Source organism: Virgibacillus sp. SK37 (assembly GCF_000725285.1).
In the GTDB taxonomy this organism is placed as follows: Bacteria; Bacillota; Bacilli; order Bacillales; family Amphibacillaceae; genus Virgibacillus_Q.
Genome location: NZ_CP007161.1, coordinates 2153662 through 2178292, shown reverse-complemented (window position 1 = coordinate 2178292; position 24631 = coordinate 2153662). Strand labels below are relative to the sequence as shown.

Here is a 24631-nt window from a genome sequence, read left to right as displayed (position 1 = left end):
TGAAACCTTATGACTAAAATAGACCCATCTCTGTATTTACAGAATCAGCAAAAGACAAGAACACCAAGCCCAGAGCTTGGTAAAAATGAATTTTTAAAAATTTTGATGACACAATTATCCAATCAGGATCCCACAAACCCAATGGATGATAGAGAATTTATATCTCAAATGGCCCAATTTTCCTCACTTGAGCAAACGACGAATATGGCTAATTCGATTGAAAAGCTTGTACAAAGTCAGTTAGTTTCGCCTGTAATAGAATATAGCCATATGATCGGCAAAGAAGTTTCATACCAGGCTTTTGACAAGGATACAGGGGAAAAACTTGATGTAGAATCAAGTAAAGTGGTCGCAGTAAGTCAAAAAGAAGGCTGGGCAATTCTTGAGCTGAAAAATGGTGAAAAAATATATGCTGATGCTGTCTTACAGGTCAGTGAACCTACTGTTAAAGAACAAAATTAATGTGACAGGAAGGGAGTATTATGGACCATCGAATACACCAGTTACCACAGCGAGTAGCTCTTAATTCAGTTAAAAAATCAGTAAAACCTTCTAGTAGTATACCATTTAAAGATTTTTTAGCATTTGAACAAAAAGAGTTAAAAATTAGTAAACATGCAAATCAACGATTAAATGAAAGAAATATTCATATAAACGATAAGGAATGGCAATTAATCGGAGAGAAAGTTAGTGAAGCAAAGAAAAAAGGTATTACCGATTCATTAGTGGTTATGGACCAAGCTGCATTACTGGTTAGTGCTAAGAATCATACCGTAGTAACCGCAATGAATAGGGAAGAGGCTACAAATCGCATTTTCTCAAATATTAATGGAACAATTGTTATCAATAAATAGGCTGGACCTTGTTGGGAAGCCATACTGTTGTTGACTGATAGATACAACAGACAAAAAATAAATCCAAAAGGGGATAAATAACATGTTACGTTCAATGTATGCAGGTATTTCAGGAATGAAAGGTTTTCAAACAAAGTTAGATGTAATAGGTAACAATATTGCCAACGTAAATACTTCAGGTTTCAAAAAAGGTCGTGTAACCTTTCAAGATATGATGAGTCAAATGACCTCAGGAGCACAGGGAGCTAATGGGGATGTTCGTGGCGGTATCAATCCTGCTCAAGTTGGCTTAGGGTCCCAGCTGGGTACAATTGATAATATTCATACACAAGGCTTTCGGCAAACGACTAATAATCCTTTAGATCTTGCTCTGGAAGGGGATGGAATGTTTCAAGTAGCAGGAAACGGTACGACCTATTATACGAGGGCCGGGAACTTTTACTTGGATAATGATGGGCATATTGTGAATGGGGATGGCTACTTTTTACAGAAAGTCGGAGGAGGTAATATTGAAATCGACTCAACTGCTAAGAGTTTCAGTATCCAAACAGATGGTACAGTAAATTACATTGATGCGGCTGGAGATACACAGACAGCAGGACAAATTGGAATAGCGAGTTTTTCAAATCCAGCTGGTCTAGAAAAAGCAGGAAGTAATTTGTTTTTGAATAGTGAAAATGCTGGCTATGCAGGAAATTTAGTTGCTCCTGAAAGTGGTGGAACAGCGTCGATCGTCAGTGGTTCACTTGAAATGTCTAATGTTGATTTATCTGAGGAATTTACAGAAATGATTACAGCCCAACGTGGATTTCAGGCAAACACAAGAATTATCACAACCTCAGATGAAATATTACAAGAGTTAGTAAACTTAAAACGATAGTAAGGAGGTAGGGAGTATGATTTTCATTTAAATACTCCCGCCCTATATGATTCAATTGACACGTCTCAATGGAGACCCTTTTACTTTGAATGCAATGATGATTGAACAGATACAATCATTACCTGATACTACACTAACCTTAATTAATGGAAAGAAGCTTGTTGTAAAAAATCCAGAACAACAGGTAGTTGAACTTATTACAAATTACTACCAAAGCATTGGTTTGCAAGGTTCGCTGAAGGAAGGTGAAGCAAGTGAGTAAACTGGTAAAAACTACAATTACTTCCATGGCGATATTACTGATCGTGGCAATTGCTGCTTTAGTTATTGTATTAAATGTTGCTGGTGATTCAGATGAAGGAAAAGCCAAATCGATTGACGATATCGTTGAATATGCGTATGAAACTCCAGAAATAACAACAGATCTTGAAGATGGAAGCTTTGTAAGAATTCAGTTTCAGATATTAACAGACGGCAAAGACGCCAAAGAGGAAATCAGCAAAAGAGATTTTCAATTAAAGAACATATTAATAAAAGAACTAGCAACAATGAATGAAGAGAAATTTAAAACAGGCTTGACTGATTTGGAAGCTGAAGTGAAAACGAAGCTAAATGCTGTAATGACAGAAGGAAAAATAACCAATGTTTATACAGTAAGCAAAATTCTACAGTAAATGTTAGGACTCCAGAATAGAGGTGGGTTTAATTGGCTGATGAGATCCTTTCGCAAAATGAGATTGATGCTTTATTGTCCGCCATTACTTCGGGCGAAATGGACGCAGAGGAATTAAAAAAGGAAGAAAAAGAGAAAAAAGTTCGGGTATATGATTTTAAACGAGCATTAAGATTTTCCAAAGATCAGATCAGAGGGATTTCGAGAATTCATGAGAATTACGCTAGATTATTAACAACCTTTTTCTCTGCTCAGTTAAGAACGTATGTTAATATTTCAGTCGCTTCTGTGGATCAGATACCATATGAAGAATTTATTCGCTCCATACCCAAGATGACTGTTTTGAATGTTTATAGTTTAAAGCCCCTTGATGGCAGATTAATAATGGAAATAAATCCTAATATCGCCTATGCCATGCTTGATAGAGTTTTGGGAGGAAAAGGGAGCAGTGTAAATAAAGTTGATAATTTAACAGAAATAGAAACGATTCTTATGTCTCAGCTCTTTGAAAAGGCAGCAATTAATTTACAGGAAGCTTGGGCTTCCATTAGAGAGGTAGACCCTATTTTAGAAGATTTTGAAGTAAATCCACAGTTTTTACAAATGGTTTCACCTAATGAGACCGTTGTTGTTGTTTCGCTTAACACAACAATTGGTGAAACAAGTGGAATGATAAATATATGTATTCCTCATATTGTTCTCGAACCAATTATTGATAAGCTATCGGTACATTACTGGATGGAAACTTCAGCAAAGGAAAGAGATATGGATGCATATAAGAAGCTTTCCAATAGTATCCAGGGAGCTCAGCTAGAAGTAAAAGCAATTCTAGGACAAGCAAGTATTAATATAGAAGAATTTTTAAACTTAGGTAAAGAAGATGTGATAGCTTTGGATCAACAAATTGACCAACCATTACTATTGTCAATAAATAATGAACCGAAGTTTCATGTACAACCAGGCAAATACAAAAACAAAATGTCTGTACAAGTTTTGGAAGAAATTAAAGGGGTGAAACTGTATGATGAATGATGGAATGCTATCCCAAGAAGAAATAGATGCATTATTAAAGGTAAGTGAGGATGAAGATGATACATCAGGTCAATCTGGGTCATCTTTTAAAGAGCAATTAACCACAATTGAAGAAGATACACTAGGAGAAATTGGAAATATTTCCTTTGGTAGTTCTGCAACAACGCTTTCTACCTTGTTGAATCAAAAAGTAGAAATAACCACCCCACAGGTTTCTGTTATTCAAAAAACGGATCTGGATGATGAATTTACATTTGAACCTGTAAGTGTAGAAGTGGAATACATAGATGGTTTTAGTGGGAAAAATGTTTTCGTAATTAAATCAGAAGATGCTGCTATTATCTCGGATATTATGTTAGGGGGAGATGGTACCTCTCCAGCAGAGGAACTAAATGAAATCCATTTAAGTGCAGTTCAAGAAGCCATGAACCAAATGATGGGTGCAGCAGCTACAAGTATGTCAACCGTTTTTAGTAAAAAGGTGGATATTTCCCCTCCAACTATTCGAATGGAAGACCCGGATAATGAAACGAAAAATATGTTCAATGAAGAAGCTTATGTAAAGGTGTTCTTTCATCTAAAGGTAGGTACATTGATCGATTCAAATATGATGCAATTAATGCCGATTCATTTTGCTAAAGATTTAGTAAGCCAATTACTGAATGAAACAGCCAATGAAGAAGCGGCTACTATAATGGAAGAAGTTGAACAACCATCTGATATTCAACAGACTTCTAATCCACTTTCTTCAAGGGAAGAGACTAAAAATGAACCACATTATTTGGGTGAGAGCAACTATCAGCCAAATGATGTTCAAGAAGCTGACTTTTCAAACTTTGAATATGTAGATTTAAATAAAACAGAACAACGAAATCTGGACATGCTGATGGATATTCCTTTGAAAGTAACAGTGGAATTAGGCAGAACGAAACGTTCCATTCGCGATATTCTTGATCTCTCAGGAGGTTCAATTATTGAGCTTGATAAACTGGCTGGCGAACCAATTGACATCTTGGTAAATGAAAAGTTAATAGCTAGAGGTGAAGTAGTTGTTATTGATGAAAATTTCGGGGTCCGAGTGACCGATATTATTAGTCAATCTGATCGTTTGATGAAACTAAGATAACTCACAGGGGGAGATAAAATGGCACAACGTATTTTAGTTGTTGATGATGCAGCTTTTATGAGGATGATGATAAAAGATATATTGGTGAAAAATGGTTTTGAAGTAGTAGGTGAAGCACAGGATGGGGCTCAGGCAGTAGAAAAATATAAGGAGTTAACTCCAGATCTTGTAACAATGGATATAACCATGCCGGAGATGGATGGAATAACTGCTTTGAAGCAAATTAAAGAGATTAATAAGGATGCGGTAATTATCATGTGTTCTGCAATGGGACAACAGGCAATGGTAATAGATGCCATACAAGCTGGAGCAAAAGACTTTATAGTAAAACCTTTCCAAGCTGATAGAGTAATAGAAGCAATCCAAAAGGCTCTAGGCTAAAAGCAGTGAGTAACATGTATAAACAACTGGCGGGTTTGCTTATAGTAATTACTTTAATGGTCACATTCTCTACTACTGTAAGTGCTGAAGACCCCAGTGTAAATGATTGTATGGAAGAAGGGGCCAATTGCGAGAAGTTAGATACACAGGATAAAAATACTGAAAACGAGAGTACCGTGTTAAATGACCAGGAAGAAGAGGGATCACTCATTATTGAATTGATAAAAATGTTTTTTGCACTTGTTCTCGTTCTTGGTTTGATTTATCTTCTGCTTAAATTTCTTAGCAAAAGGAATAAATTATTTAATCAGGTAAGAGCATTGGAAAATTTGGGTGGGGTCTCCTTAGGACAAAATAAATCAGTGCAAATTGTTCGTGTCGGTAATCGATTTTATTTAGTGGGCGTAGGAGAAAACGTGGAATTATTAGAGGAAATAACTGACCAGGAAGTAATTGATGATCTAGTTAATAAAAATACCACAACTCACGCAAAGCAAGGGACTGGTTTATCAGGTATTTTTCAAAAAGAGTCTCAACATGATGGTAATAATAAGCAAGATTTTAATAAATTGTTCTCCTCTGAGTTGAATAAATTAAAAGCTAAAAGAAGCCATCTGTTACAGCAAAGAAAAGACAAGGAAGATAGCCATGAATGAATTCATAAATATGTTTTCAGACGCCGACCCATCTAATGTCGCCACTTCTGTTAAATTATTATTATTATTTACTGTTCTTTCGCTGGCTCCTGGCATTCTGATATTGATGACCAGTTTTACTAGAATAATTATCGTATTATCTTTTGTTAGAACGTCGCTGGCAACACAGCAAATGCCGCCAAATCAGGTTTTAATTGGAATAGCTTTATTTTTAACTTTTTTTATAATGGCACCCGTATTTAACGAAGTATACGATGAAGCATTACAACCTTTATTTGATGAAGAGATTTCCCTAGACCAAGCTTATGAAGAGGCAAGCCTTCCTTTAAAAGAATTTATGGCTAAACATACCCGGCAAAAAGACTTGTCTTTATTTATGAATTACTCCCAGTTGGAAAAACCTGAAACCATACAGGATATACCCCTAACAACACTTGTACCAGCATTTGCTATAAGCGAATTAAAAACCGCCTTTCAAATGGGATTCATGATTTTTGTGCCTTTTTTAATCATTGATATGGCTGTTGCAAGTGTTCTGATGTCCATGGGAATGATGATGCTGCCACCTGTAATGATCTCTTTACCTTTCAAAATTTTATTATTTGTATTGGTGGATGGGTGGTATTTAATTACGCATGCATTGTTGGATAGTTTTTGAGGACTGCATGGATTTTGGATATAAGTAGGTGAAGCATTTGAGTAGTGAATTTGTTTTAACATTAGCTGAAAGAGGAATATACACGATTCTATTAGTAACTGGCCCTTTATTGATTTTAGCCCTTGCAGTGGGTCTTCTGGTCAGTATTTTTCAGGCCACCACCCAAATTCAAGAACAAACACTGGCATTTATCCCGAAGATCGTAGCAGTATTAGTAGGTCTTGTTTTTTTCGGCCCTTGGATGCTGTCCAAAATGGTAGAGTTTACTGCAAATCTATTTTTAAATTTAAATCAGTTTGTAGGGTAATGTATGTTAAATTTAATTAACGTAAACAGTATACCTGTTTTTTTACTTATCCTTGTTAGAGTGTCGGCATTTTTTGTTACATTACCTTTGTTTTCTTATCGTACTATTCCTGGTCCATTTAAAATTGGTTTCAGCTTTTTTCTCTCCTTGATTATTTACTATACGGTAGACGTCTCGGTTATAGAAATTGATGGTACATATATTCTATTGGTTGTCAAAGAAGCAATGGTAGGTTTACTAGTTGGGTTAATAGCTTATATACTCCTATCAGCTATTCAAATTGCAGGTGGATTTATCGATTTCCAAATGGGTTTCGCTATTGCGAATGTAGTGGACCCCCAAACAGGTGCTCAGAGCCCTTTAATGGGGCAGTATTTCTATATTATTGCACTCTTATTTTTATTATCGGTCAATGGGCATCATTTATTAATAGATGGTATATATAATAGTTATCAATTTATCCCGATTGATGCATATATACCTTTTCAAAACGGCTCGATTGCTGATTTTGTCATTGATACATTTAACAAAATGTTTCTAATCGCATTTCAAATGGCTATTCCAATTGTAGGGTGTTTATTCCTAGTAGATGTTGCCTTAGGTATTATTGCCCGTACCGTTCCACAATTAAATGTTTTCGTTGTTGGATTGCCTCTTAAAATACTCGTTAGCTTTATGGCTATTTTCGTATTTTTAAGTCTCTATGTGTCCTTGATTAACCGGCTTTTTGAATCTATGTTTCAAGTCATGCGACAGCTAATGCAGTTATTTGGAGGTGCTTAAGTTGCAATTGCGGATGGATCTACAATTTTTCGCAGGTGAGAAAACGGAAAAAGCTACCCCGAAAAAAAGACAGGATGAACGAAAAAAAGGAAAGGTTGCTAAAAGCCAAGATATTAATACAGCCATTTTACTTTTATTCTCTTTTATTATACTAGTTGTTTTTGGCAGCTCTATGAAAAACGGGATGACTTCATTATATGAACACACGTTTACAGAATTCATTCATTGGGATGTAACTGAAGAAACAGTTCACCGGGTTTTTAGTGGAGCAACAATCGAAGCAGCCAAATTTCTTGCACCAATTATGATTATAGCCATTTTAGCAGGTCTTGCTTCTAATTTCATGCAGATTGGCTTTCTATTTACTACAGAGCCGTTAAAGTTAGACTTAAAGAAAATAGATCCCATTCAAGGAGCGAAAAGAATTTTTTCGGTCAGGGCATTGGTTGAGCTGGCAAAATCATTATTAAAAATCGCGTTTATCGGTGTTATAACATTTATGATTATATGGATTTTTAAAGACGACATGCTTATGCTTGCATTTAAAAATGCAGAAAATGCTCTTGGTTTCTTTGGACGGATCACCATTATTATGGGAGTAGCTGCAGCTATCGCACTTTTACTTTTATCGGTATTTGATTATGCGTATCAACGGTATGATTTTGAAAAAAATATGAAAATGTCTAAACAGGATATAAAAGATGAGTACAAAAATATGGAGGGTGACCCATTAATTAAATCTAAGATAAAAGAAAAACAAAAGCAAATGGCCACTCGTCGAATGATGAGTGAAGTTCCACAGGCCGACGTTGTGATAACAAATCCTACACATTTTGCCATTGCAATTAAGTATGATGAAAAAAAAGCAAGCGCCCCGTACATACTTGCGAAGGGTGTTGACCAAGTGGCATTAAAGATAAAAGAAGTTGCAAAGGCGAATGATGTCATTACAGTAGAGAATCGGCCACTTGCTCGCGCATTATACAGTGCAACGGATATAGGTGATGTAATTCCGGAAGATTTTTTCCAAGCTGTTGCAGAGATATTGGCCTATGTCTATAAATTAGAGAGAAAAGTTTAAGCAATAAGGAGAAATAATAATGAAAGCACGTGACTTATCTGTACTCTTAGGCGTTATATTAATCATAATCATGTTAATCATCCCATTACCGGGATGGTTATTAAGTGTACTCATTTTAAGTAATATATCGATAGCCTTGATTGTAATATTAGTGTCTATGAATACACAGGAAGCGTTACAGTTTTCTGTTTTTCCTACTCTCTTATTGCTATTAACTCTATTCAGACTTGGATTGAACGTTTCCACAACAAGATCCATTCTTTCAGAAGCACAGGCAGGTGGAGTTGTAGAAACATTTGGCTCATTCGTAATTGGTGGAAATCCACTGGTGGGCTTTGTCGTGTTTATAATCTTAGTCATCATTCAATTTTTAGTAATTACCAAGGGAGCAGAGCGCGTTTCTGAAGTATCTGCCCGTTTTACATTAGATGCAATGCCAGGTAAACAAATGAGTATTGATGCAGATTTAAATGCGGGTTTAATTTCAGAGCAACAAGCAAAAGAACGAAGAGAAAAAGTTGAGAATGAAGCAGATTTTCATGGTTCAATGGATGGGGCCAGTAAATTTGTAAAAGGGGACGCGATTGCTGGTATAATTATTGTTCTTATCAATATTGTCTTTGGTCTTATTATCGGTATGGTGCAAATGGATATGACCTTCCAGGAAGCGATTAACACATTTATGCGTTTGACCGTGGGAGACGGGCTTGTTAGCCAAATACCTGCATTGTTAATTTCTACTGCGACCGGCATAGTGGTTACCAGAACTGCAAGTACAGGCAACTTGGGAACCGAAGTTTCAGGTCAGTTACTCCAATATCCTAAACTTTTGTTCATAGCTGCTGGGACAATATTTTTACTTGGATTAACACCAATAAATTTCTTTTTGACGACATTGCTTGCTGGATTACTTGCGTTAAGTGGATATTTATTACTGCGTCAAACAGCAGAGCCTGATATCCCAGATCCGGAGGAAGAAGATTTAACAGAAAGCTCTTCAATGAAATCTTCAGAGAATGTAGTCAGCCTTTTAAATATGGACCCAATTGAATTTGAGTTTGGTTATGCGCTTATTCCTCTAGCAGACAGTAGCCAGGGTGGAGATCTGCTTGATCGAATAATAATGATTAGACGTCAGTTGGCTATAGAGCTCGGTATCGTCATTCCAGTTGTAAGGATTAGAGATAATATCCAACTGAACCCTAATGAATACAGACTAAAGATCAAGGGAAATGAAGTAGCAACAGGTGAATTGTTGCTGGATCATTATTTAGCAATGGCTCCGGATATAGAAGAAGATAATATGGAAGGAATTGCTACAAAAGAACCTGCATTTGGCCTTCCCGCAAAATGGATTACCGAAGAATATAAAGATGAGGCTGAGTTGTCGGGTTATACTGTTGTTGACCCTCCTTCAGTTGTTTCTACACATATAACAGAGATAATTAAGAAATATGCCTATATACTTTTGGGCAGAGAAGAAACAAAACAACTGATCGAGCATTTACGTGAAAGTTATCCGACATTGGCTGAAGAGGTAACTCCAGATCCACTAAGTGTTGGTGATGTACAAAAGGTTTTAAGCAAGTTACTTAAAGAAAATATTTCAATTCGTAATTTACCAGTGATTTTTGAATCATTAGCAGATTTTGCGAAACTAACAAATGATACAGAATTATTGGCTGAATATGTACGCCAAGCATTGTCTCCTCAAATTACGAAGCAATATGTGCATGAGGATATGTCTTTAAGGGTGATAACTGTTTCGGGAAAGATAGAAAAAATGATAGCAGAAAATATTCAGCAAACAGAGCATGGGAATTATTTGTCTCTAGATCCAGAAATGCAGCAAGAAATTATTAAAACCATACATCAGGAAGTGGAGAAACTTGCCATACAGGAGGAAACCGCAATTCTGTTATGCTCTCCAGCGATTAGAATGTATTTAAAGCAATTGGTGGAAAGGTTTTTACCGCAGGTGGTGGTACTTTCATATAATGAATTGGAGCCAACTGTGGAAGTACAAAGCGTGGGAGTTGTTAATATCGCATGAAGGTGAAAAAATATGTAGGACCAACGATGCCTGAAGTGATGAAAGAAATCAGAAAAGAACTAGGTTCAGATGCTGTTATATTAAATTCTAAAGAATTACGCCATGGTGGATTTCTTGGTTTATTTCAAAAAACAAAAATTGAAGTAGTAGCAGCCCTTGATCCTGACCCAGTATCGTCAAATCAAAAGCCCGCTATGGTTAAAGATAAACTTTTGCCTGCCAATGAAACACATGATAGGTTTCCATCAACTGATCACCAAGTATTAGATGAGATAAAACAATTGAAAAGTTTAATTCAGCTATCAGCAGAAGAGAAATACGATTATCCGGCAGATTTCCAGCTTGTATATCAGCATCTTTGTGACCAAGAGGTAGCTCCGCATTTAGCTGCTGAAATAATCCGTTCAGTGATTGATAAGTTAAAAGATGTCACATTGGTTGACTATAAGATGATAGTTAAAGAGACAAAAAATGAGATGAAAGAAAAGTTAAATGAACTTAATTTCTCCGGTCTCAGTTATGAATGCAAAGTTGTCTATTTTGTAGGACCAACTGGTGTCGGAAAAACAACAACACTTGCAAAGATTGCAGCTAACAGTATGCTGAAAGACCATAAGAAAGTTGCGTTTATCACTATGGATACATATCGAATTGCTGCTGTCGAGCAGTTAAGAACATATGCCCGAATTCTTGAAGTACCAATGGAGGTTGCATATTCCAAAAAGGAGTATTTGATTGCTTTAGAAAAATTTAAAAATTATGATCTTGTTCTTGTAGATACTGCCGGAAGGAATTTTAGAGATAAGAAGTATGTTAATGAAATAGAAGAGTTTACTTCGATCGCTATGCAATCAGAGATGTATTTGGTACTTGCTTTGACAGCCAAGTCAAGAGATTTAACTGAGATTTATGACCAATTCAATTCCCTGCCTATAAAAAATATCATTTTTACTAAAATGGATGAAACAACTCAGTTTGGAAGTATGCTTACCATTTCATTAGAAAAACAAATTGGGATTGGTTATATAACAAACGGACAGGATGTGCCGGAAGATTTACTTGAAGCCACTCCAGAGATAGTAACTGACTTTGTTTTTGGAAGAATCGTTAATGAATGATCAAGCAACCGAATTACGTAGACGCCTGAATAAAAGTAGAAACGGTCGGGAAGCAAAAACGATCTCAGTTATCAGTGGAAAAGGGGGAGTAGGGAAATCGAATGTAGCTTTGAATTTTTCCCTTGAACTTCTTATACAGAAAAAAAGTGTCTTGATTATAGACTTAGACATAGGGATGGGAAATATAAATATTTTACTTGGATTGGATCCTAGCAAATCCATTATTGATATGTTCAAAGAGCAATTATCAATTTTTGATATAATTGAACAGGGACCCTGTAACTTGTCCTATATTGCAGCCGGTTCCGGTTTATTAGATTTTTTTACCATGACTGAAAAAAATCGGGAATATTTTTACAAGCAATACACACAAGTAGCTTCCGAGTATGACTATATTATCTTTGATATGGGAGCAGGTGTGACAAGTGATAGTATTTTTTTCATGTTGGCCTCAGATGAATGTATATTGGTAACTACGCCGGAGCCTACTTCTATCACAGATGGATATAGTATAATTAAACATATTGTAGCTTATAAGTCTTATTTACCAATCTCTCTCATTATGAATCGCACACAGAGTGAGCGTGATGGGGAGAATGCCGCAGCAAAATTTTCAAAAGTTATTACCCAATTTTTAAATAAGCAAGTGAGAGTACTTGGAATTCTTCCTGAAGATAAACACGTTTCCAATGCAGTTAGGAGACAAACGCCTTATCTCCTTCTATATGAAAAAGCACCTGTTACAAAGGCGATTAAAAAAATAACAAAGACATATATAGAATGTGGTATAGAAAAGCATGACAAACAAAGTCGTTCATTTGTCCAAAAACTAAAACAACTGATACTAGAGAGGTAATTTACTATGAGTGTAATTCGAGTACTAATAGTTGACGATTCTGCTTTTATGCGCAAGGTTATTACAGATATTCTAGAAAGTGATGACAGAATTAGCGTTATTGGTACTGCTCGAAATGGTGAAGATGGCATTAAGAAAATAAACCAATTACAACCGGATGTAGTAACTTTAGATGTACAAATGCCAGTGATGGATGGGATGACAGCATTACAAGAAATTATGAAATACAGTCCTTTGCCTGTAATTATGCTATCAAGCCTTACGTCGGAGGGAACCAGTAAAACGATTGAAGCTATTTCTAATGGGGCAGTCGATTTTATAACAAAGCCTTCTGGGCCAATTTCCATGGATATGGATAAAGTACAAGCAGAATTGATTAAAAAGATAGTTACAGCAGCAGAAATAAAACTTCCTAAAGAAGGACAGTCTATTAGACAATCAAATATAGTGCCAAGAACACTACCTCGTAGAGATTATAAAACGATAGTTGCTATCGGAACATCTACTGGTGGTCCTCGGGCTTTACAGCATCTACTAACTCAATTACCGGGGAATTTGCCTGCTTCTATTCTAATTGTGCAGCATATGCCACCAGGTTTCACCAAATCATTGGCGGAGAGATTAAACTCTCTTTGTGCTATCCACGTAAAAGAAGCTGAAGATGGAGAAAGCTTGCGTGAAAGCACTGTTTATATAGCTCCTGGCAATTATCATATGAAAGTAAGTGGAACAAGAATTCAATTAACGCAAGATGAACCCCTCCATGGACACAGACCTGCTGTTGATGCATTATTCAACTCCCTTGCAAAGAACCGTCATTGTAATAAATTCGCAGTAATTCTTACAGGGATGGGGAGTGATGGCTCAAATGGCATTAAACATTTAAAACAAGAGGATCCAAATACTATCGTTATTTCAGAAGCTGAAGAGTCTGCTGTTGTGTATGGTATGCCATTTGCTGCAGTAAAAACAAAATTGGTAGATCATGTTATCCCTTTACAGCAAATGGGGCCAACTATTTCTACGTTAGTTATAGGTAATAAATAAGTAAAAAGTGCTCAACTAAAAATAAGGGAGTAATTATAATGGAAAATAAAACGCGTAAAATGATTGTTTTTCAATTAGACAATGAAGAGTATGCAGTATCTGTACAGCAAGTAGGACTAATAGAACGTATCACACCAATAACGAGAGTGCCTCAAACCGTTAACTTTGTAAAAGGGGTAATCAATCTTAGAGGAGTAGTGACCCCAATTATAGATCTCCGGATTCGATTTGGTTTATCTGAAGCTGAATTTACTGATCACTCTCGAATAATTATTATTAATATGGACGATAAAGAAGTAGGTCTAATTGTGGATGCTGCAAACGATGTAGTAGATATACCTGAGGAGACGATTGAACCTGCTCCCGAAGTAATTGGAGCAGTAGACATTGATTACATTGAAGGAGTAGCTAAATTGGAGCAAAGATTGATTATTCTTTTGGATCTTGAAAAAGTTTTATCTGCTGAGGAAGTTAATAACATACAGCCAGTAAAGGAATAGAAAAATGGATATATCTAAATTGACATCCGTACAAAAAGACGTACTTCGTGAAATAGGAAACATTGGAGCTGGTAATGCAGCTACCTCTATGTCTAAACTATTGGATAAAAAAGTTGATATGCAAGTACCTTCCGTTAATATTGTCAGCTACGATGAAATGATGGACTTAATTGGCGGACCGGAAGAATTAATTGTGGCTGTATTTTTTCGAATTCTGGGAGAGGCTCCGGGTTCCGTCTACCTAATTTTGTCAATAGAAGAGGCTGAATTATTAATTAATCAGATAACAGGAGACCAAAAGATAAGTTTACTAAGTGAAGAAGGGCCAGATGAATTAGCAATATCTGTAATTCAAGAAGCGGGAAATATATTAACGGGGTCCTATTTAACTGCTTTGTCTGATTTCACTTCTATAAACATGCAACCATCTATTCCGTTGCTAAGTATGGATATGGCAGGGGCTATTTTGACAGTAGGTTTACTGGAGATCTCACAGGTTACCGATTTTGCTATTGTTATTGATACTAAAATAAGTAACACGGATTCCCAAAGAGGGATACAGGGCAATTTCTTTTTACTTCCTGACCCAGAATCTTTCCACAAAATATTCTTAGCATTGGGAGTAAAGGACAATGAATGATGTTCAGACAGTAGTAAAAGTTGGTATTGCAGATTTAAATGCCATTATGGCACCTGATCTCATTAGAACAGCAGGTCTTGGCTCTTGTGTAGGTGTTGTAATGTATGATCAGACAAATCAAATAGCTGGTTTATCTCACATCTTATTGCCTGATTCCAGCTTGGCAAAACAAGAAAACATTAATAAATATAAATATGCTGATACAGCAATTCCTCTATTACTTGAAAAGATGCTCGAGTTAGGTGCAAGGAAATCGGCGGTTAAGGCCAAGATTGCAGGTGGGGCACAAATGTTTCAGTTTTCGTCAAATACAGACATTATGCGAATCGGTCCAAGAAATAGTGATGCCGTTATAGAAATGTTAAAAAAACTGAGAATACCAGTAATTGCTTCTGATATTGGAGGGAATTCAGGTAGGACAATTGAGTTTGATCCAACAACAAGTAAGTTAAAAATCCGCAAAGTGAATAAAGCAGAAATATACATCTGAACATTCTTGAATAGGCTGCAAGCATAAACAACTTCTAGGCAACTAAATGATATTTAAAGAAATTAGGCTTTCCTTATTTAAATATAAGCTGAAGGGGGAGCAGAAAATGACAGAATATAATTTATCTCATGAACAACAACTGTGGGATGACTGGTATAAACATAAATCAAATGCGACCGCAAACGAATTAATTCAACATTATACGTATCTTATCAGTTTCCATGTTGAACGAATCTCAAGTCATTTACCAAGCAATGTAAGTAAGGATGATATTAAAAGCTTTGCAACATTGGGGTTATACGATGCTTTAAACAAATTTGAGCCAGACAGAGATTTAAAATTCGATACGTATGCCTCTTTTCGAATACGTGGGTCCATTATGGATGGATTGAGGAAAGAAGATTGGTTACCAAGATCCTTAAGAGAAAAAACGAAAAAGATAGAACAGATCGCCCAGGAACTGGAACAATCACTCTATCGCAAACCTACTACGGAAGAGATTGCAAGTAAAATCGGTTTCACTGTTAAAGAGGTTGAAAATGTTTTAAGGGATTCCTTATTTTCAAATTTTCTTTCGATGGATGAAAACCCAAAGGATATGGAGAATGATAAGGAAAGAGCTGGTTATTCCCTTTCAGATGATACTACTATTACTCCTGAAAACAGCTTGCTCTTTAAGGAATTGAAGGAAGAGCTTGCGACTGGAATGAAGACACTTAATGAAAATGAACAACTGGTTATAAGTTTGTTTTACAATGATGAGCTAACACTAACAGAAATTGGTCAGGTACTAGGATTAACAACATCCAGAATTTCTCAAATACATAAGAGATCAATCCTAAAACTTAGAAGTACATTAAAAAAGTTGCATGCATTGGGTTAAGAGGTGTTAAGGAATGGAAGACATTTTGAAATATTTGTACCTAACTGTTTCGAAAGATAAAATGACGGTTGTACTTAACTGTAGGAAGTTGGCTCAACCTAATACTTTGTAGAAACCTCCCAAATTAGAAAATTGCTTGAGGAGCAACATATTAGTTATGGAATTCTTGAAGAAGCACTTCACTTATTTGATACTTCTATTTCAACCTGTAAGTTACCTATCACCTTAGCGGAAGGAACCCGACCACAAAACGGGGAAGATGGCGAGTTGGTTTACTATCATAACAGGAGTCGTGAAATTAACCGAACTGACAATTGGAATTTTCGCGATGTGATGCAGATACCTTCTGTCGAGGTTGGAGAAAAGCTGGCCACAATTAGCCCTCCAAGAGCTGGCATGGATGGCATGGATGTGTATGGTAACTCTATACCTGCTGAACCCGGCAAAGCCCCTATATGCAAAGCAGGTAAGAATGTAGTTTTTAAGAGTTTAGAACAAACCTACTACGCAGCAACCTTTGGACAGTTATGTGTAATAGATAAGGAAAAACAAGTACAGCCAATATTTGAAGTGCATGAAACGCTATCCTTGAAAGAAGGAAATCTTGATTTTACCGGTTCTATCCACATCCATGGGGATGTACCTTCAGGGTATCGAGTAAAAGCCAAAGGAGATATCACTATCTTTGGAATGGTAGAAGCTGCTACAATCATAGCAGATGGATCAATTACAATTTCGGAAGGTTTGGCAGGAATTGAAAAAGGTTTGTTAAAAGCAGGAGAAAATATTTATATTGGGTATATATAAATCAAGGGATTGTTCATGCAGGCAAGGATTTGTATGTTGAAAATTCCATACTGCACAGTGACATTACTGCGAGGGAGCAAATTTTTTGCCAGAGAGGTCATATTATTGGTGGAAGAATTATAGGAGGAGCTTCGATTGAGGTTCGTGATGCGGGCAATCGTATGAATACAAAAACAGAAATTGTACTTGGACTAAACTACCTTCTGGAAGAGAAGAAACAACAATTATTTAACACGAAGCAGGAATTGAACGAGAAGAAAGAGAAGCTATTAATATTAGGGAATGAATTAAAAGCAAGAGGTTATACAAATAATCCAAAGATACGTATTATGGAGTTAAAGCAGAAAAACTCTCTATTAATAGTTAACAAACAATTAGAAGATATCAATCAATTATTGCTGGAAATAGGATTTGAGGAAGACAAGAACAGAGAGGCATCTTTAGTTGTTCGGAATAATCTATATGCAAATGTTACTGTTGCCTTTGGAAAATACCAACGTACGATCGATGCAAATCAACACTATGTAAAAGTATCTTTAAAAGATAATGAGGTCAACATTCTTCCTTTATTTTAATGAAATGGGTGGAGAGACGATGAGCTGGAAATCGATAGAATTGCAGGTTGCATTACCAAGAACAATGGAAGCTGGTAAACTTCAGGACCAATTACACAAACAGCCCCAGCATACTCAACATTTATTGACAGAATCTCAATTAAAAAGGGAAGTAAAAAAGCAAACCCGTGTGAATAATACAGAACTACAAAGGAAAATAATGGGCAATAAGCATTCTCAAGAGAATCATCATAAGACCATGGAAGAAACAAGAAATGGTCATAGAGAAATAAATACTTTGGATAAGCATCCTTACTTAGGAACCAAAGTGGATTTTAAGGGATAGAAGGGATTTATATGGTTTCATTTTTACTATTTATTAGTTTTCTATTACATATATTAACGTTCATAATAATTTTTCAACTTATTAAGAAGATAAACACACTCCAACAAGTACAATCCCCCTCTGAGATAATGGACTTATTTGATACATATCTGGAAGAAATTAAAGCGGAAAATGAGTATTTACAAAAAACGTTGAACAATATTCCTGAAGAAAACAAACAAAAAAACACAGATGAGAAAGTATCTAATCTTCCACACTCAGACGAAACGGATCAACCATTCTATGCTCCGCATCAAGAAATGCCGGAAGATAAAATGGTGGCTTCATTACAGGCGAGAATCCTTCAATTATATCAAAACGGTTACACAGCAGAAGAAATAGCAAAACAATTGGACTGTGGTAAGACAGAAGCAGCATTAGTTATTAAATTACATGCAAAAAGTTAACAGTTACACTTGATTCTCATCAAACATTATGATATATTAATTTTTGGTGTAAATACTATGTTTATGTAGAATAAACATGTAATAAAAACACACGTTTAGTGATTTGTATATGTGGTGCCAGCTTTTAAGAGAGGGTATTTATACAAAAATGATCTTAACGGAGGAAAAAACCATTAGGAGGAAATTATTATGTCAGCAATTTCAATGAAACAGCTATTAGAAGCTGGTGTACATTTTGGACATCAGACTCGCCGCTGGAACCCGAAGATGAAGAAATATATCTTCACAGAACGTAACGGTATTTATATTATCGATTTACAAAAAACCGTTAAGAAGGTAGACGAGGCTTACAACTACGTAAAGGATATCGCTGCAAATGGCGGTACGGTTCTGTTTGTTGGTACAAAGAAACAGGCTCAGGACTCTGTACGTGATGAAGCTACTCGTTCAGGTATGTATTACGTGAATCAACGTTGGTTGGGTGGTACTCTTACTAACTTCCAAACAATCCGCAAGCGTATCCAACGTTTAAAAGATATTGAACGTATGGAAGAAGACGGAACTTTTGAAGTATTACCGAAAAAAGAAGTCGTTAACTTATTAAAAGAAAAAGATCGTTTGGTTAAGTTCTTGGGTGGTATTAAAGAAATGAACAAGCTTCCTGACGCATTGTTCGTAATTGACCCACGTAAAGAGCGTATTGCGATCGCTGAGGCACATAAATTAAATATTCCTATTATTGGAATCGTAGATACAAATTGTGATCCGGATGAAATTGATTATGTTATTCCAGCGAATGATGACGCTATTCGTGCAGTGAAACTTTTGACTTCAAAAATGGCAGATGCTATTTTAGAAGTGAAACAAGGCGAAGAGACAGAAGAAGTTCAGGCAGAAGAACCTGTTGCTGTTGCTGAGTCTGATTCTGATTCAAATCAAGAGTAATTATTAAAAGGTGGAGGGTGATAAGAGGATGAGAGCCTTTTATCACCTTTTTTACGAAGATTTCTTTTTAAAATTAGGATTATACACAAGGAGGATATACTATGGCTATTACTGCTAAAATGGTAAAAGAACTACGTGAAAAAACTGGTGCAGGTATGATGGATTGTAAGAAAGCTCTACAGGAAACGGATGGTAATCTGGATAAAGCTGTTGATTACTTGCGAGAAAAAGGAATTGCAAAAGCTGCTAAGAAGGCTGACCGTATTGCAGCTGAAGGCTCTACTTATATTGCAGTAGATGGCAACAGCGCAGTATTATTAGAAGTAAATTGTGAAACTGATTTTGTTACTAAAAATGAGCAATTTAAACAATTACTTTCTGAATTAGGAAGCCACATTGTTAAGCATCAGCCGGAAACAGTTGAAGAAGCTCTACAACAAAAGCTTCATGGTGAAGGAGAAACTGTTGAAACATACATCAATTCAGCTGTAGCTAAAATTGGTGAAAAAATTTCATTGCGTCGTTTTACTGTAATAAATAAAACGGATAACGATGTATTTGGTGAATACCTGCACATGGGTGGGCGTATTGGCGTACTAACATTGTTAGAAGGCTCAAATGATGACCAGGTAGCTAAAGATGTGGCAATGCACGTAGCTGCTGTAAACCCTCGTTATGTTTCTCGTGATGCTGTTTCTGAAGAAGAAGTAAATCATGAAAGAGAAGTATTAAAGACTCAAGCACTAAATGAAGGAAAACCAGAGAAAATTGTTGAGAAAATGGTAGAAGGCCGTCTTGGCAAATACTTTGAAGAAATTTGCTTGCTTGAACAGAGCTTTGTTAAAGATCCAGATCAAAAGGTTAAGAAGTATGTTGCTGATAAAGGCGCTGCCGTTAAAACATTTATTCGTTATGAAGTCGGAGAAGGCATGGAAAAACGTGAAGAGAACTTTGCTGATGAAGTAATGAGTCAAATTAAAAAATAATAGTATGAGATGAAATAGGGAGCACATGTTGTTCCCTATTTCTCCACATGTATGTATAAAGGGTTACTATTGCTTTTTCCTGTACAAAGATATACTTCAATAAAGAGCCCACAAAATACCATAAAAAATTATTCTATTCCTATGGAGGTTATTATGACAACAGCTCATTACCGTAGAATTGTTCTGAAATTAAGCGGAGAAGCTTTAAGTGGCAAACAAGGTTACGGAATCGAACCAGAAATTATTAACTCAATTGCAAACCAAGTGAAAGAAGTCGCAGAATTAGGCGTGGAAATTGCAATTGTTGTCGGTGGAGGTAATATTTGGAGAGGTAAAGTAGGAAGCGAAATGGGGATGGATCGGGCAACAGCTGATTATATGGGAATGCTTGCTACAATTATGAACTCACTAGCATTACAGGACGGCTTAGAAACAATTGGAATTCCTACTCGCGTTCAGACATCCATTGAAATGCGCCAGGTAGCTGAGCCTTACATACGTAGAAAAGCAATTCGTCACCTGGAGAAAAAGCGTGTGGTTATTTTTGCAGCAGGAACGGGAAACCCTTACTTTTCTACTGATACAACTGCAGCTTTGCGTGCGGCAGAGATTGAAGCAGAAGTAATCTTAATGGCTAAAAACAATGTGGATGGGGTCTATACAGACGACCCTAAAACAAATGAAAATGCCGAAAAATATGAAAATCTTTCTTATATGGAAATGTTGAATGAGGGATTAGGTGTAATGGATTCAACAGCTTCTACATTATGTATGGATAATAACATTCCGTTAATCGTTTTCTCTATAATGGAAGAGGGCAACATTAAAAAGGTTGTTCAAGGAGAAACGATCGGAACAACAATAAGGGGGAAATAATTTTGGATACAATTATGAACCAAACAAAAGATAAAATGAAACAAGCAGTACAGGCTTTTTCAAAGAACTTGGCAACGGTACGTGCTGGAAGAGCAAACCCGAGTTTACTGGATAGTGTTTATGTCGACTATTATGGTGCATCCACACCATTAAATCAACTTGCCTCTGTATCAGCTCCGGAAGCAAGATTGCTAGTCATCACACCATATGATAAATCAGCGATCTCAGAGGTTGAGAAAGCAATTCAAAAAGCTGATTTAGGACTCTCGCCTTCCAGTGATGGTAATGTTATCCGTATTAATATACCAGCTCTAACGGAAGAGAGAAGAAGAGATTTGGTTAAAGTTGTTGGTAAATTTGCTGAAGAGTCACGTGTGCAAATTAGAAACGTACGCCGTGATGCAAACGATCAATTGAAGAAGGAAAGTGACTTACCTGAGGACGACTTACGAAATGCCCAGGATGATGTTCAAAAACTTACCGATAAATTCATCGCAGAGGTTGACCAATTAGCTAAAGAAAAAGAAAAAGAAATTCTGGAAGTTTAAACATAAACCATGTAAAATAACATGTAGTAGCCCTCTTGTTTAAGGGGGCTTTTGTTTTTAGAACGAAAATCGTTATAATAAATAATGGTTTTAATGATATAATGTTGATTCATCCAAAATACTATAGTTGTAATATAATCTTTTTTTATTACATATTGATTATAATTATAAGAAAACATACGGAAAATCAACTGCATTCGGAGGACAAACTATGTCAATGAAACTTCCTTTTTTTAAAAATAAACAAGAAGAAACTTCTGCACATAATGATTTGGAAAATATACCAAATCATGTTGCTATCATTATGGACGGAAATGGCAGATGGGCAAAGAAACGTGCATTACCTCGCATAGCAGGTCACAAAGAAGGTGTCAATTCTGTTATTAAAATAGTTCGTGAAGCTTGTAAATTTAATGTCAAGATTCTCACTTTGTATGCTTTTTCAACAGAGAATTGGAAAAGACCTAAACCGGAAGTTGAATTCCTAATGAAGCTTCCAAAGGAATTCTTACATATTTACTTACCGGAACTTATGGAGAAAAACGTCCGAATCGAAACAATTGGCGATTTTGACGCACTACCTGAACATACAAAAGAAGCAGTTCAATACGCAAAAGATAAAACTGCTGATAATAATGGATTAATCCTAAACTTTGCTTTAAACTATGGTAGTAGATATGAAATAATGCAGGCAATTAAACAAATTTTGTCAGATGTCGATACGAATAAAATTAATGTCGATAAATTAGATGAAAGTAGTTTCTCCAACTATTTATATACAAAGGACTTTTGCGATCCAGATTTGTTAATCCGTACTAGTGGTGAACAACGTTTAAGTAATTTCTTGTTGTGGCAACTGGCTTATACGGAATTTTGGTTCACCGATGTCCTATGGCCTGATTTTAATGAGGAAATTTTTCAACAGGCACTCCGGGATTATCAGCAACGCAAGAGACGTTATGGAGGTTTATAGGTGATGGGTATATGAAACAACGAATTATTACCGCAGTTCTCGCATTATTTATCTTTTTGCCATTTGTATTAATTGGTGATTTGCCTTTTACTATTTTGGTTTATGTAATGGCAACAATTGGTTTATTTGAATTAATGCGAATGCGGAAGATTGCAAAGTATTCATTAGCCTCAATTCTAGGAATCGCGTTATTATGGCTTGTTTTAATGCCAGTAGAAGCTGATTTGCTTTTTGGGAGATTTCTAAAATCAGAGGTTATTATGCTTGCTGTAATGTTTTTATTGGCATATACAGTATTAGTTAAAAATAAGTTTAATTTTGACCATGCTGGCTTTATTCTACTTTCAACTATTTATGTTGGTATGGGGTTTTTCTTCCTAATTGAAACAAGGAATAGTGAATTAAATGGATTGACTATGATTCTTTATGTTTTTCTGATTATCTGGGCAACAGATACAGGAGCTTATTTTTTTGGAAAAGCTCTCGGAAAAAGAAAGCTATGGCCTGAGATCAGTCCTAACAAAACAGTTGAAGGAGCTATAGGTGGTATACTATTAGCATGTTTAGTAGGTATCATTTTTCAGTTAATCTCTCCAATCGCACCCTCTGTACCTGCAATTATAGGTGTAACGGTATTGGCTTCTGTATTTGGACAAATTGGAGATTTGGTTGAGTCAGCTTTTAAACGTTATTATGGAGTGAAGGATTCTGGTAATCTTTTGCCAGGGCATGGTGGAATATTGGATCGATTTGACAGCATGCTTTTTGTTTTACCTATATTACACTTCATCGGTTTTATTCACTAAAAAAGAAATCTCCAATCCAATTCAATTTATGAATAAAGGAAGGTGCTTTATTTGAATACAGTTATAGCTTTTATCTTCATGTTTGGACTTTTGGTTTTTATCCATGAATGGGGCCATCTCATTTTCGCTAAAAGAGCAGGAATGCTGGCAAGAGAATTTGCGATTGGTTTTGGGCCCAAAATATTTGCCTTCACAAGAAATGAAACAGTCTATACCATTCGTTTATTACCCATTGGTGGGTACGTTAGAGTAGCAGGAGAAGACCCGGAAATTGTTGAGTTAAAACCAGGGCACCATATTGGACTGGAATTCAATCAAGAAGGAAAAGTAAACAAAATAATTGTGAATAATAAGTCTAAACATCCAAATGCTCAAGTTATCGAAGTAGAGCATGCAGATCTGGATCATGCACTCCGCATTGATGGATATGAAATTGATGAAGATGACCAAAAGCTAAGCTTTGATGTGGATCCAAAGGCAATGTTTATCATGGATGAAAAAGCAACTCAAATAGCGCCGTTTGATCGACAATTTGCATCAAAAAGTGTCGGCAAGAGAGCAATGCAGCTTTTTGCAGGGCCGATGATGAACTTTATTCTTGCGCTTTTTATATTCTTTATCTTAGGAATTATTCAGGGCGCTCCAGTAGATGAAGCTAGAGTAAATAAAATTCAGCCTGATAGCCCAGCTGCAGAAGCAGGACTGCAAGATAATGATGAAATTATTAAGATAGAAAATAATTCTATTTCTACTTGGGAAGAGTTCACTTCCATCGTGCGGGAAAATCCAGGTCAAGAACTTGATATGATTGTTAAACGCGACGGGGAACAGATTCCAGTAACGGTCGTGCCTGACGAAGTTAAATTAGAAGGTCAGGAACAGTCTATTGGACAAATAGGTGTATACCAAGCATTTGAAAAATCCTTTATCGGTACTATAAAATATGGTTTTGAACAGACATATGATACCACTAAATTGATTTTAACTAATTTATTTATGCTGATCAGTGGCCAACTATCTATAGAAATGCTATCGGGTCCTGTTGGGATTTATGATGTTACAGACCAGGTTGTCCAGACAGGTTTCACCAATTTCCTTATGTGGACCGCGATGCTGAGCATAAACCTTGGGATTGTAAATCTGGTCCCATTACCAGCTCTCGACGGAGGACGTTTACTATTTGTTGGGATAGAAGCAGTTCGTGGCAAACCGATTTCACCGGAAAAAGAAGGAATATTCCACTTTGTTGGGTTTGCATTTCTCATGCTATTAATGATCATCGTCACATGGAATGATATCCAGAGATTATTTTTATAAATAATAGTT

32 protein-coding genes are annotated in these 24631 nt (G+C 36.1%); all 32 read left to right on the top strand.

Translation table 11 applies throughout. The features are described 5' to 3' along the window. The first annotated feature begins 9 nt into the window (after positions 1-9). The gene (flgD, locus tag X953_RS11270; RefSeq protein WP_040955666.1) at positions 10-462 is read left to right on the top strand and encodes a flagellar hook assembly protein FlgD; all 453 of its coding nucleotides are present in this window, start codon (positions 10-12) and stop codon (positions 460-462) included. A 20-nt stretch (positions 463-482) separates the two neighbouring features. Then, on the top strand, positions 483-854 hold the full coding sequence (locus tag X953_RS11265; protein ID WP_040955665.1) for a TIGR02530 family flagellar biosynthesis protein: 372 nt from the start codon (positions 483-485) through the stop codon (positions 852-854). An 82-nt stretch (positions 855-936) separates the two neighbouring features. Beyond that, the gene (gene flgG, locus X953_RS11260; RefSeq protein WP_040955664.1) at positions 937-1734 is read left to right on the top strand and encodes a flagellar basal body rod protein FlgG; all 798 of its coding nucleotides are present in this window, start codon (positions 937-939) and stop codon (positions 1732-1734) included. Between the two features lie 46 nt (positions 1735-1780). Continuing rightward, positions 1781-1996 carry a flagellar FlbD family protein gene (locus X953_RS11255; protein WP_040955663.1) on the top strand — a complete coding sequence of 72 codons (216 nt, stop codon included), beginning with the start codon at positions 1781-1783 and terminating at the stop codon, positions 1994-1996. Beyond that, a complete protein-coding gene (fliL, locus tag X953_RS11250; RefSeq protein WP_040955662.1) occupies positions 1989-2408 on the top strand; it encodes a flagellar basal body-associated protein FliL in 420 nt (139 codons plus the stop codon). Before X953_RS11255 ends, fliL begins: the two co-directional genes overlap by 8 nt. A 32-nt stretch (positions 2409-2440) precedes the next feature. Continuing rightward, positions 2441-3439: a flagellar motor switch protein FliM gene (fliM, locus tag X953_RS11245; RefSeq protein ID WP_040955661.1), complete on the top strand. Its 999-nt coding sequence runs from the start codon at positions 2441-2443 to the stop codon at positions 3437-3439. Then, entirely contained in the window at positions 3429-4565 is a 1137-nt protein-coding gene (gene fliY, locus X953_RS11240; RefSeq protein WP_040955660.1) for a flagellar motor switch phosphatase FliY, read from the top strand. The genes fliM and fliY overlap by 11 nt, the downstream gene beginning before the upstream one ends. A gap of 18 nt (positions 4566-4583) precedes the next feature. Further along, positions 4584-4946: a response regulator gene (locus X953_RS11235; RefSeq protein WP_040955659.1), complete on the top strand. Its 363-nt coding sequence runs from the start codon at positions 4584-4586 to the stop codon at positions 4944-4946. A 14-nt stretch (positions 4947-4960) separates the two neighbouring features. Then, entirely contained in the window at positions 4961-5602 is a 642-nt protein-coding gene (gene fliO / locus X953_RS11230) for a flagellar biosynthetic protein FliO (RefSeq protein ID WP_040955658.1), read from the top strand. Beyond that, positions 5595-6260, top strand: coding sequence for a flagellar type III secretion system pore protein FliP (gene fliP, locus X953_RS11225; protein ID WP_040955657.1), 666 nt, complete (start codon positions 5595-5597; stop codon positions 6258-6260). The genes fliO and fliP overlap by 8 nt, the downstream gene beginning before the upstream one ends. Before the next feature lie 37 nt (positions 6261-6297). After that, a complete protein-coding gene (gene fliQ, locus X953_RS11220; RefSeq protein ID WP_019375713.1) occupies positions 6298-6567 on the top strand; it encodes a flagellar biosynthesis protein FliQ in 270 nt (89 codons plus the stop codon). Between the two features lie 3 nt (positions 6568-6570). Beyond that, positions 6571-7350: a flagellar biosynthetic protein FliR gene (gene fliR / locus X953_RS11215; RefSeq protein ID WP_040955656.1), complete on the top strand. Its 780-nt coding sequence runs from the start codon at positions 6571-6573 to the stop codon at positions 7348-7350. A 1-nt stretch (position 7351) separates the two neighbouring features. Beyond that, a complete protein-coding gene (gene flhB, locus X953_RS11210; protein ID WP_040955655.1) occupies positions 7352-8431 on the top strand; it encodes a flagellar biosynthesis protein FlhB in 1080 nt (359 codons plus the stop codon). A 19-nt stretch (positions 8432-8450) separates the two neighbouring features. Continuing rightward, on the top strand, positions 8451-10484 hold the full coding sequence (flhA, locus tag X953_RS11205) for a flagellar biosynthesis protein FlhA (protein ID WP_040955654.1): 2034 nt from the start codon (positions 8451-8453) through the stop codon (positions 10482-10484). Further along, positions 10481-11602, top strand: a complete 1122-nt coding sequence (flhF, locus tag X953_RS11200) for a flagellar biosynthesis protein FlhF (protein ID WP_040955653.1) — start codon at positions 10481-10483, stop codon at positions 11600-11602. The genes flhA and flhF overlap by 4 nt, the downstream gene beginning before the upstream one ends. After that, the gene (locus tag X953_RS11195; protein WP_040955652.1) at positions 11595-12458 is read left to right on the top strand and encodes a MinD/ParA family protein; all 864 of its coding nucleotides are present in this window, start codon (positions 11595-11597) and stop codon (positions 12456-12458) included. Before flhF ends, X953_RS11195 begins: the two co-directional genes overlap by 8 nt. A gap of 6 nt (positions 12459-12464) precedes the next feature. Continuing rightward, complete coding sequence (locus tag X953_RS11190) at positions 12465-13505, top strand: chemotaxis response regulator protein-glutamate methylesterase (RefSeq protein ID WP_040955651.1); 1041 nt, start codon at positions 12465-12467, stop codon at positions 13503-13505. Between the two features lie 38 nt (positions 13506-13543). Next, complete coding sequence (locus tag X953_RS11185; RefSeq protein ID WP_040955650.1) at positions 13544-14005, top strand: chemotaxis protein CheW; 462 nt, start codon at positions 13544-13546, stop codon at positions 14003-14005. Positions 14006-14009: 4 nt separating this feature from the next. Beyond that, the gene (locus X953_RS11180; protein WP_040955649.1) at positions 14010-14645 is read left to right on the top strand and encodes a chemotaxis protein CheC; all 636 of its coding nucleotides are present in this window, start codon (positions 14010-14012) and stop codon (positions 14643-14645) included. Continuing rightward, positions 14638-15135 carry a chemotaxis protein CheD gene (locus X953_RS11175; RefSeq protein ID WP_040955648.1) on the top strand — a complete coding sequence of 166 codons (498 nt, stop codon included), beginning with the start codon at positions 14638-14640 and terminating at the stop codon, positions 15133-15135. Before X953_RS11180 ends, X953_RS11175 begins: the two co-directional genes overlap by 8 nt. 106 nt (positions 15136-15241) lie before the next feature. Then, positions 15242-16018, top strand: coding sequence for a FliA/WhiG family RNA polymerase sigma factor (locus X953_RS11170; RefSeq protein WP_040955647.1), 777 nt, complete (start codon positions 15242-15244; stop codon positions 16016-16018). A gap of 123 nt (positions 16019-16141) precedes the next feature. Beyond that, positions 16142-16825 carry a DUF342 domain-containing protein gene (locus X953_RS19140; RefSeq protein WP_084715677.1) on the top strand — a complete coding sequence of 228 codons (684 nt, stop codon included), beginning with the start codon at positions 16142-16144 and terminating at the stop codon, positions 16823-16825. Next, complete coding sequence (locus X953_RS19135; protein WP_084715676.1) at positions 16822-17400, top strand: FapA family protein; 579 nt, start codon at positions 16822-16824, stop codon at positions 17398-17400. Before X953_RS19140 ends, X953_RS19135 begins: the two co-directional genes overlap by 4 nt. Positions 17401-17419: 19 nt before the next feature. Beyond that, positions 17420-17725, top strand: a complete 306-nt coding sequence (locus X953_RS11160; protein WP_040955646.1) for a hypothetical protein — start codon at positions 17420-17422, stop codon at positions 17723-17725. A gap of 11 nt (positions 17726-17736) precedes the next feature. Next, entirely contained in the window at positions 17737-18171 is a 435-nt protein-coding gene (locus X953_RS11155) for a DUF6115 domain-containing protein (protein WP_040955645.1), read from the top strand. 189 nt (positions 18172-18360) lie between these two features. Beyond that, on the top strand, positions 18361-19116 hold the full coding sequence (gene rpsB / locus X953_RS11150; protein ID WP_019375726.1) for a 30S ribosomal protein S2: 756 nt from the start codon (positions 18361-18363) through the stop codon (positions 19114-19116). A 101-nt stretch (positions 19117-19217) separates the two neighbouring features. Beyond that, on the top strand, positions 19218-20102 hold the full coding sequence (tsf, locus tag X953_RS11145) for a translation elongation factor Ts (RefSeq protein ID WP_040955644.1): 885 nt from the start codon (positions 19218-19220) through the stop codon (positions 20100-20102). 153 nt (positions 20103-20255) lie between these two features. After that, complete coding sequence (gene pyrH / locus X953_RS11140; protein ID WP_019375728.1) at positions 20256-20978, top strand: UMP kinase; 723 nt, start codon at positions 20256-20258, stop codon at positions 20976-20978. A 14-nt stretch (positions 20979-20992) separates the two neighbouring features. Further along, entirely contained in the window at positions 20993-21526 is a 534-nt protein-coding gene (gene frr, locus X953_RS11135) for a ribosome recycling factor (RefSeq protein WP_040957086.1), read from the top strand. A gap of 211 nt (positions 21527-21737) precedes the next feature. Continuing rightward, complete coding sequence (locus tag X953_RS11125; protein WP_040955642.1) at positions 21738-22499, top strand: isoprenyl transferase; 762 nt, start codon at positions 21738-21740, stop codon at positions 22497-22499. Positions 22500-22510: 11 nt separating this feature from the next. After that, a complete protein-coding gene (locus X953_RS11120) occupies positions 22511-23305 on the top strand; it encodes a phosphatidate cytidylyltransferase (protein ID WP_040955641.1) in 795 nt (264 codons plus the stop codon). 51 nt (positions 23306-23356) lie between these two features. Further along, positions 23357-24622: an RIP metalloprotease RseP gene (gene rseP, locus X953_RS11115; RefSeq protein ID WP_040955640.1), complete on the top strand. Its 1266-nt coding sequence runs from the start codon at positions 23357-23359 to the stop codon at positions 24620-24622. Positions 24623-24631: the final 9 nt, after the last annotated feature.

Bases quoted from the DNA above. Each gene is read 5' to 3' on its own strand.
- X953_RS11195 (WP_040955652.1), top strand. From the start codon at position 11,595: ATGAATGATCAAGCAACCGAATTACGTAGACGCCTGAATAAAAGTAGA.
- fliO (WP_040955658.1), top strand. From the start codon at position 4,961: ATGTATAAACAACTGGCGGGTTTGCTTATAGTAATTACTTTAATGGTC.
- X953_RS11190 (WP_040955651.1), top strand. From the start codon at position 12,465: ATGAGTGTAATTCGAGTACTAATAGTTGACGATTCTGCTTTTATGCGC.
- X953_RS11175 (WP_040955648.1), top strand. From the start codon at position 14,638: ATGAATGATGTTCAGACAGTAGTAAAAGTTGGTATTGCAGATTTAAAT.
- flgG (WP_040955664.1), top strand. From the start codon at position 937: ATGTTACGTTCAATGTATGCAGGTATTTCAGGAATGAAAGGTTTTCAA.
- X953_RS11185 (WP_040955650.1), top strand. From the start codon at position 13,544: ATGGAAAATAAAACGCGTAAAATGATTGTTTTTCAATTAGACAATGAA.
- flhF (WP_040955653.1), top strand. From the start codon at position 10,481: ATGAAGGTGAAAAAATATGTAGGACCAACGATGCCTGAAGTGATGAAA.
- X953_RS11160 (WP_040955646.1), top strand. From the start codon at position 17,420: ATGAGCTGGAAATCGATAGAATTGCAGGTTGCATTACCAAGAACAATG.
- rpsB (WP_019375726.1), top strand. From the start codon at position 18,361: ATGTCAGCAATTTCAATGAAACAGCTATTAGAAGCTGGTGTACATTTT.
- X953_RS11180 (WP_040955649.1), top strand. From the start codon at position 14,010: ATGGATATATCTAAATTGACATCCGTACAAAAAGACGTACTTCGTGAA.
- pyrH (WP_019375728.1), top strand. From the start codon at position 20,256: ATGACAACAGCTCATTACCGTAGAATTGTTCTGAAATTAAGCGGAGAA.
- fliP (WP_040955657.1), top strand. From the start codon at position 5,595: ATGAATGAATTCATAAATATGTTTTCAGACGCCGACCCATCTAATGTC.
- fliY (WP_040955660.1), top strand. From the start codon at position 3,429: ATGATGAATGATGGAATGCTATCCCAAGAAGAAATAGATGCATTATTA.
- X953_RS11170 (WP_040955647.1), top strand. From the start codon at position 15,242: ATGACAGAATATAATTTATCTCATGAACAACAACTGTGGGATGACTGG.
- X953_RS11255 (WP_040955663.1), top strand. From the start codon at position 1,781: ATGATTCAATTGACACGTCTCAATGGAGACCCTTTTACTTTGAATGCA.
- fliR (WP_040955656.1), top strand. From the start codon at position 6,571: ATGTTAAATTTAATTAACGTAAACAGTATACCTGTTTTTTTACTTATC.
- X953_RS11155 (WP_040955645.1), top strand. From the start codon at position 17,737: ATGGTTTCATTTTTACTATTTATTAGTTTTCTATTACATATATTAACG.
- tsf (WP_040955644.1), top strand. From the start codon at position 19,218: ATGGCTATTACTGCTAAAATGGTAAAAGAACTACGTGAAAAAACTGGT.
- X953_RS11235 (WP_040955659.1), top strand. From the start codon at position 4,584: ATGGCACAACGTATTTTAGTTGTTGATGATGCAGCTTTTATGAGGATG.
- frr (WP_040957086.1), top strand. From the start codon at position 20,993: ATGAACCAAACAAAAGATAAAATGAAACAAGCAGTACAGGCTTTTTCA.
- flgD (WP_040955666.1), top strand. From the start codon at position 10: ATGACTAAAATAGACCCATCTCTGTATTTACAGAATCAGCAAAAGACA.
- flhA (WP_040955654.1), top strand. From the start codon at position 8,451: ATGAAAGCACGTGACTTATCTGTACTCTTAGGCGTTATATTAATCATA.
- X953_RS11125 (WP_040955642.1), top strand. From the start codon at position 21,738: ATGTCAATGAAACTTCCTTTTTTTAAAAATAAACAAGAAGAAACTTCT.
- X953_RS11265 (WP_040955665.1), top strand. From the start codon at position 483: ATGGACCATCGAATACACCAGTTACCACAGCGAGTAGCTCTTAATTCA.
- X953_RS11120 (WP_040955641.1), top strand. From the start codon at position 22,511: ATGAAACAACGAATTATTACCGCAGTTCTCGCATTATTTATCTTTTTG.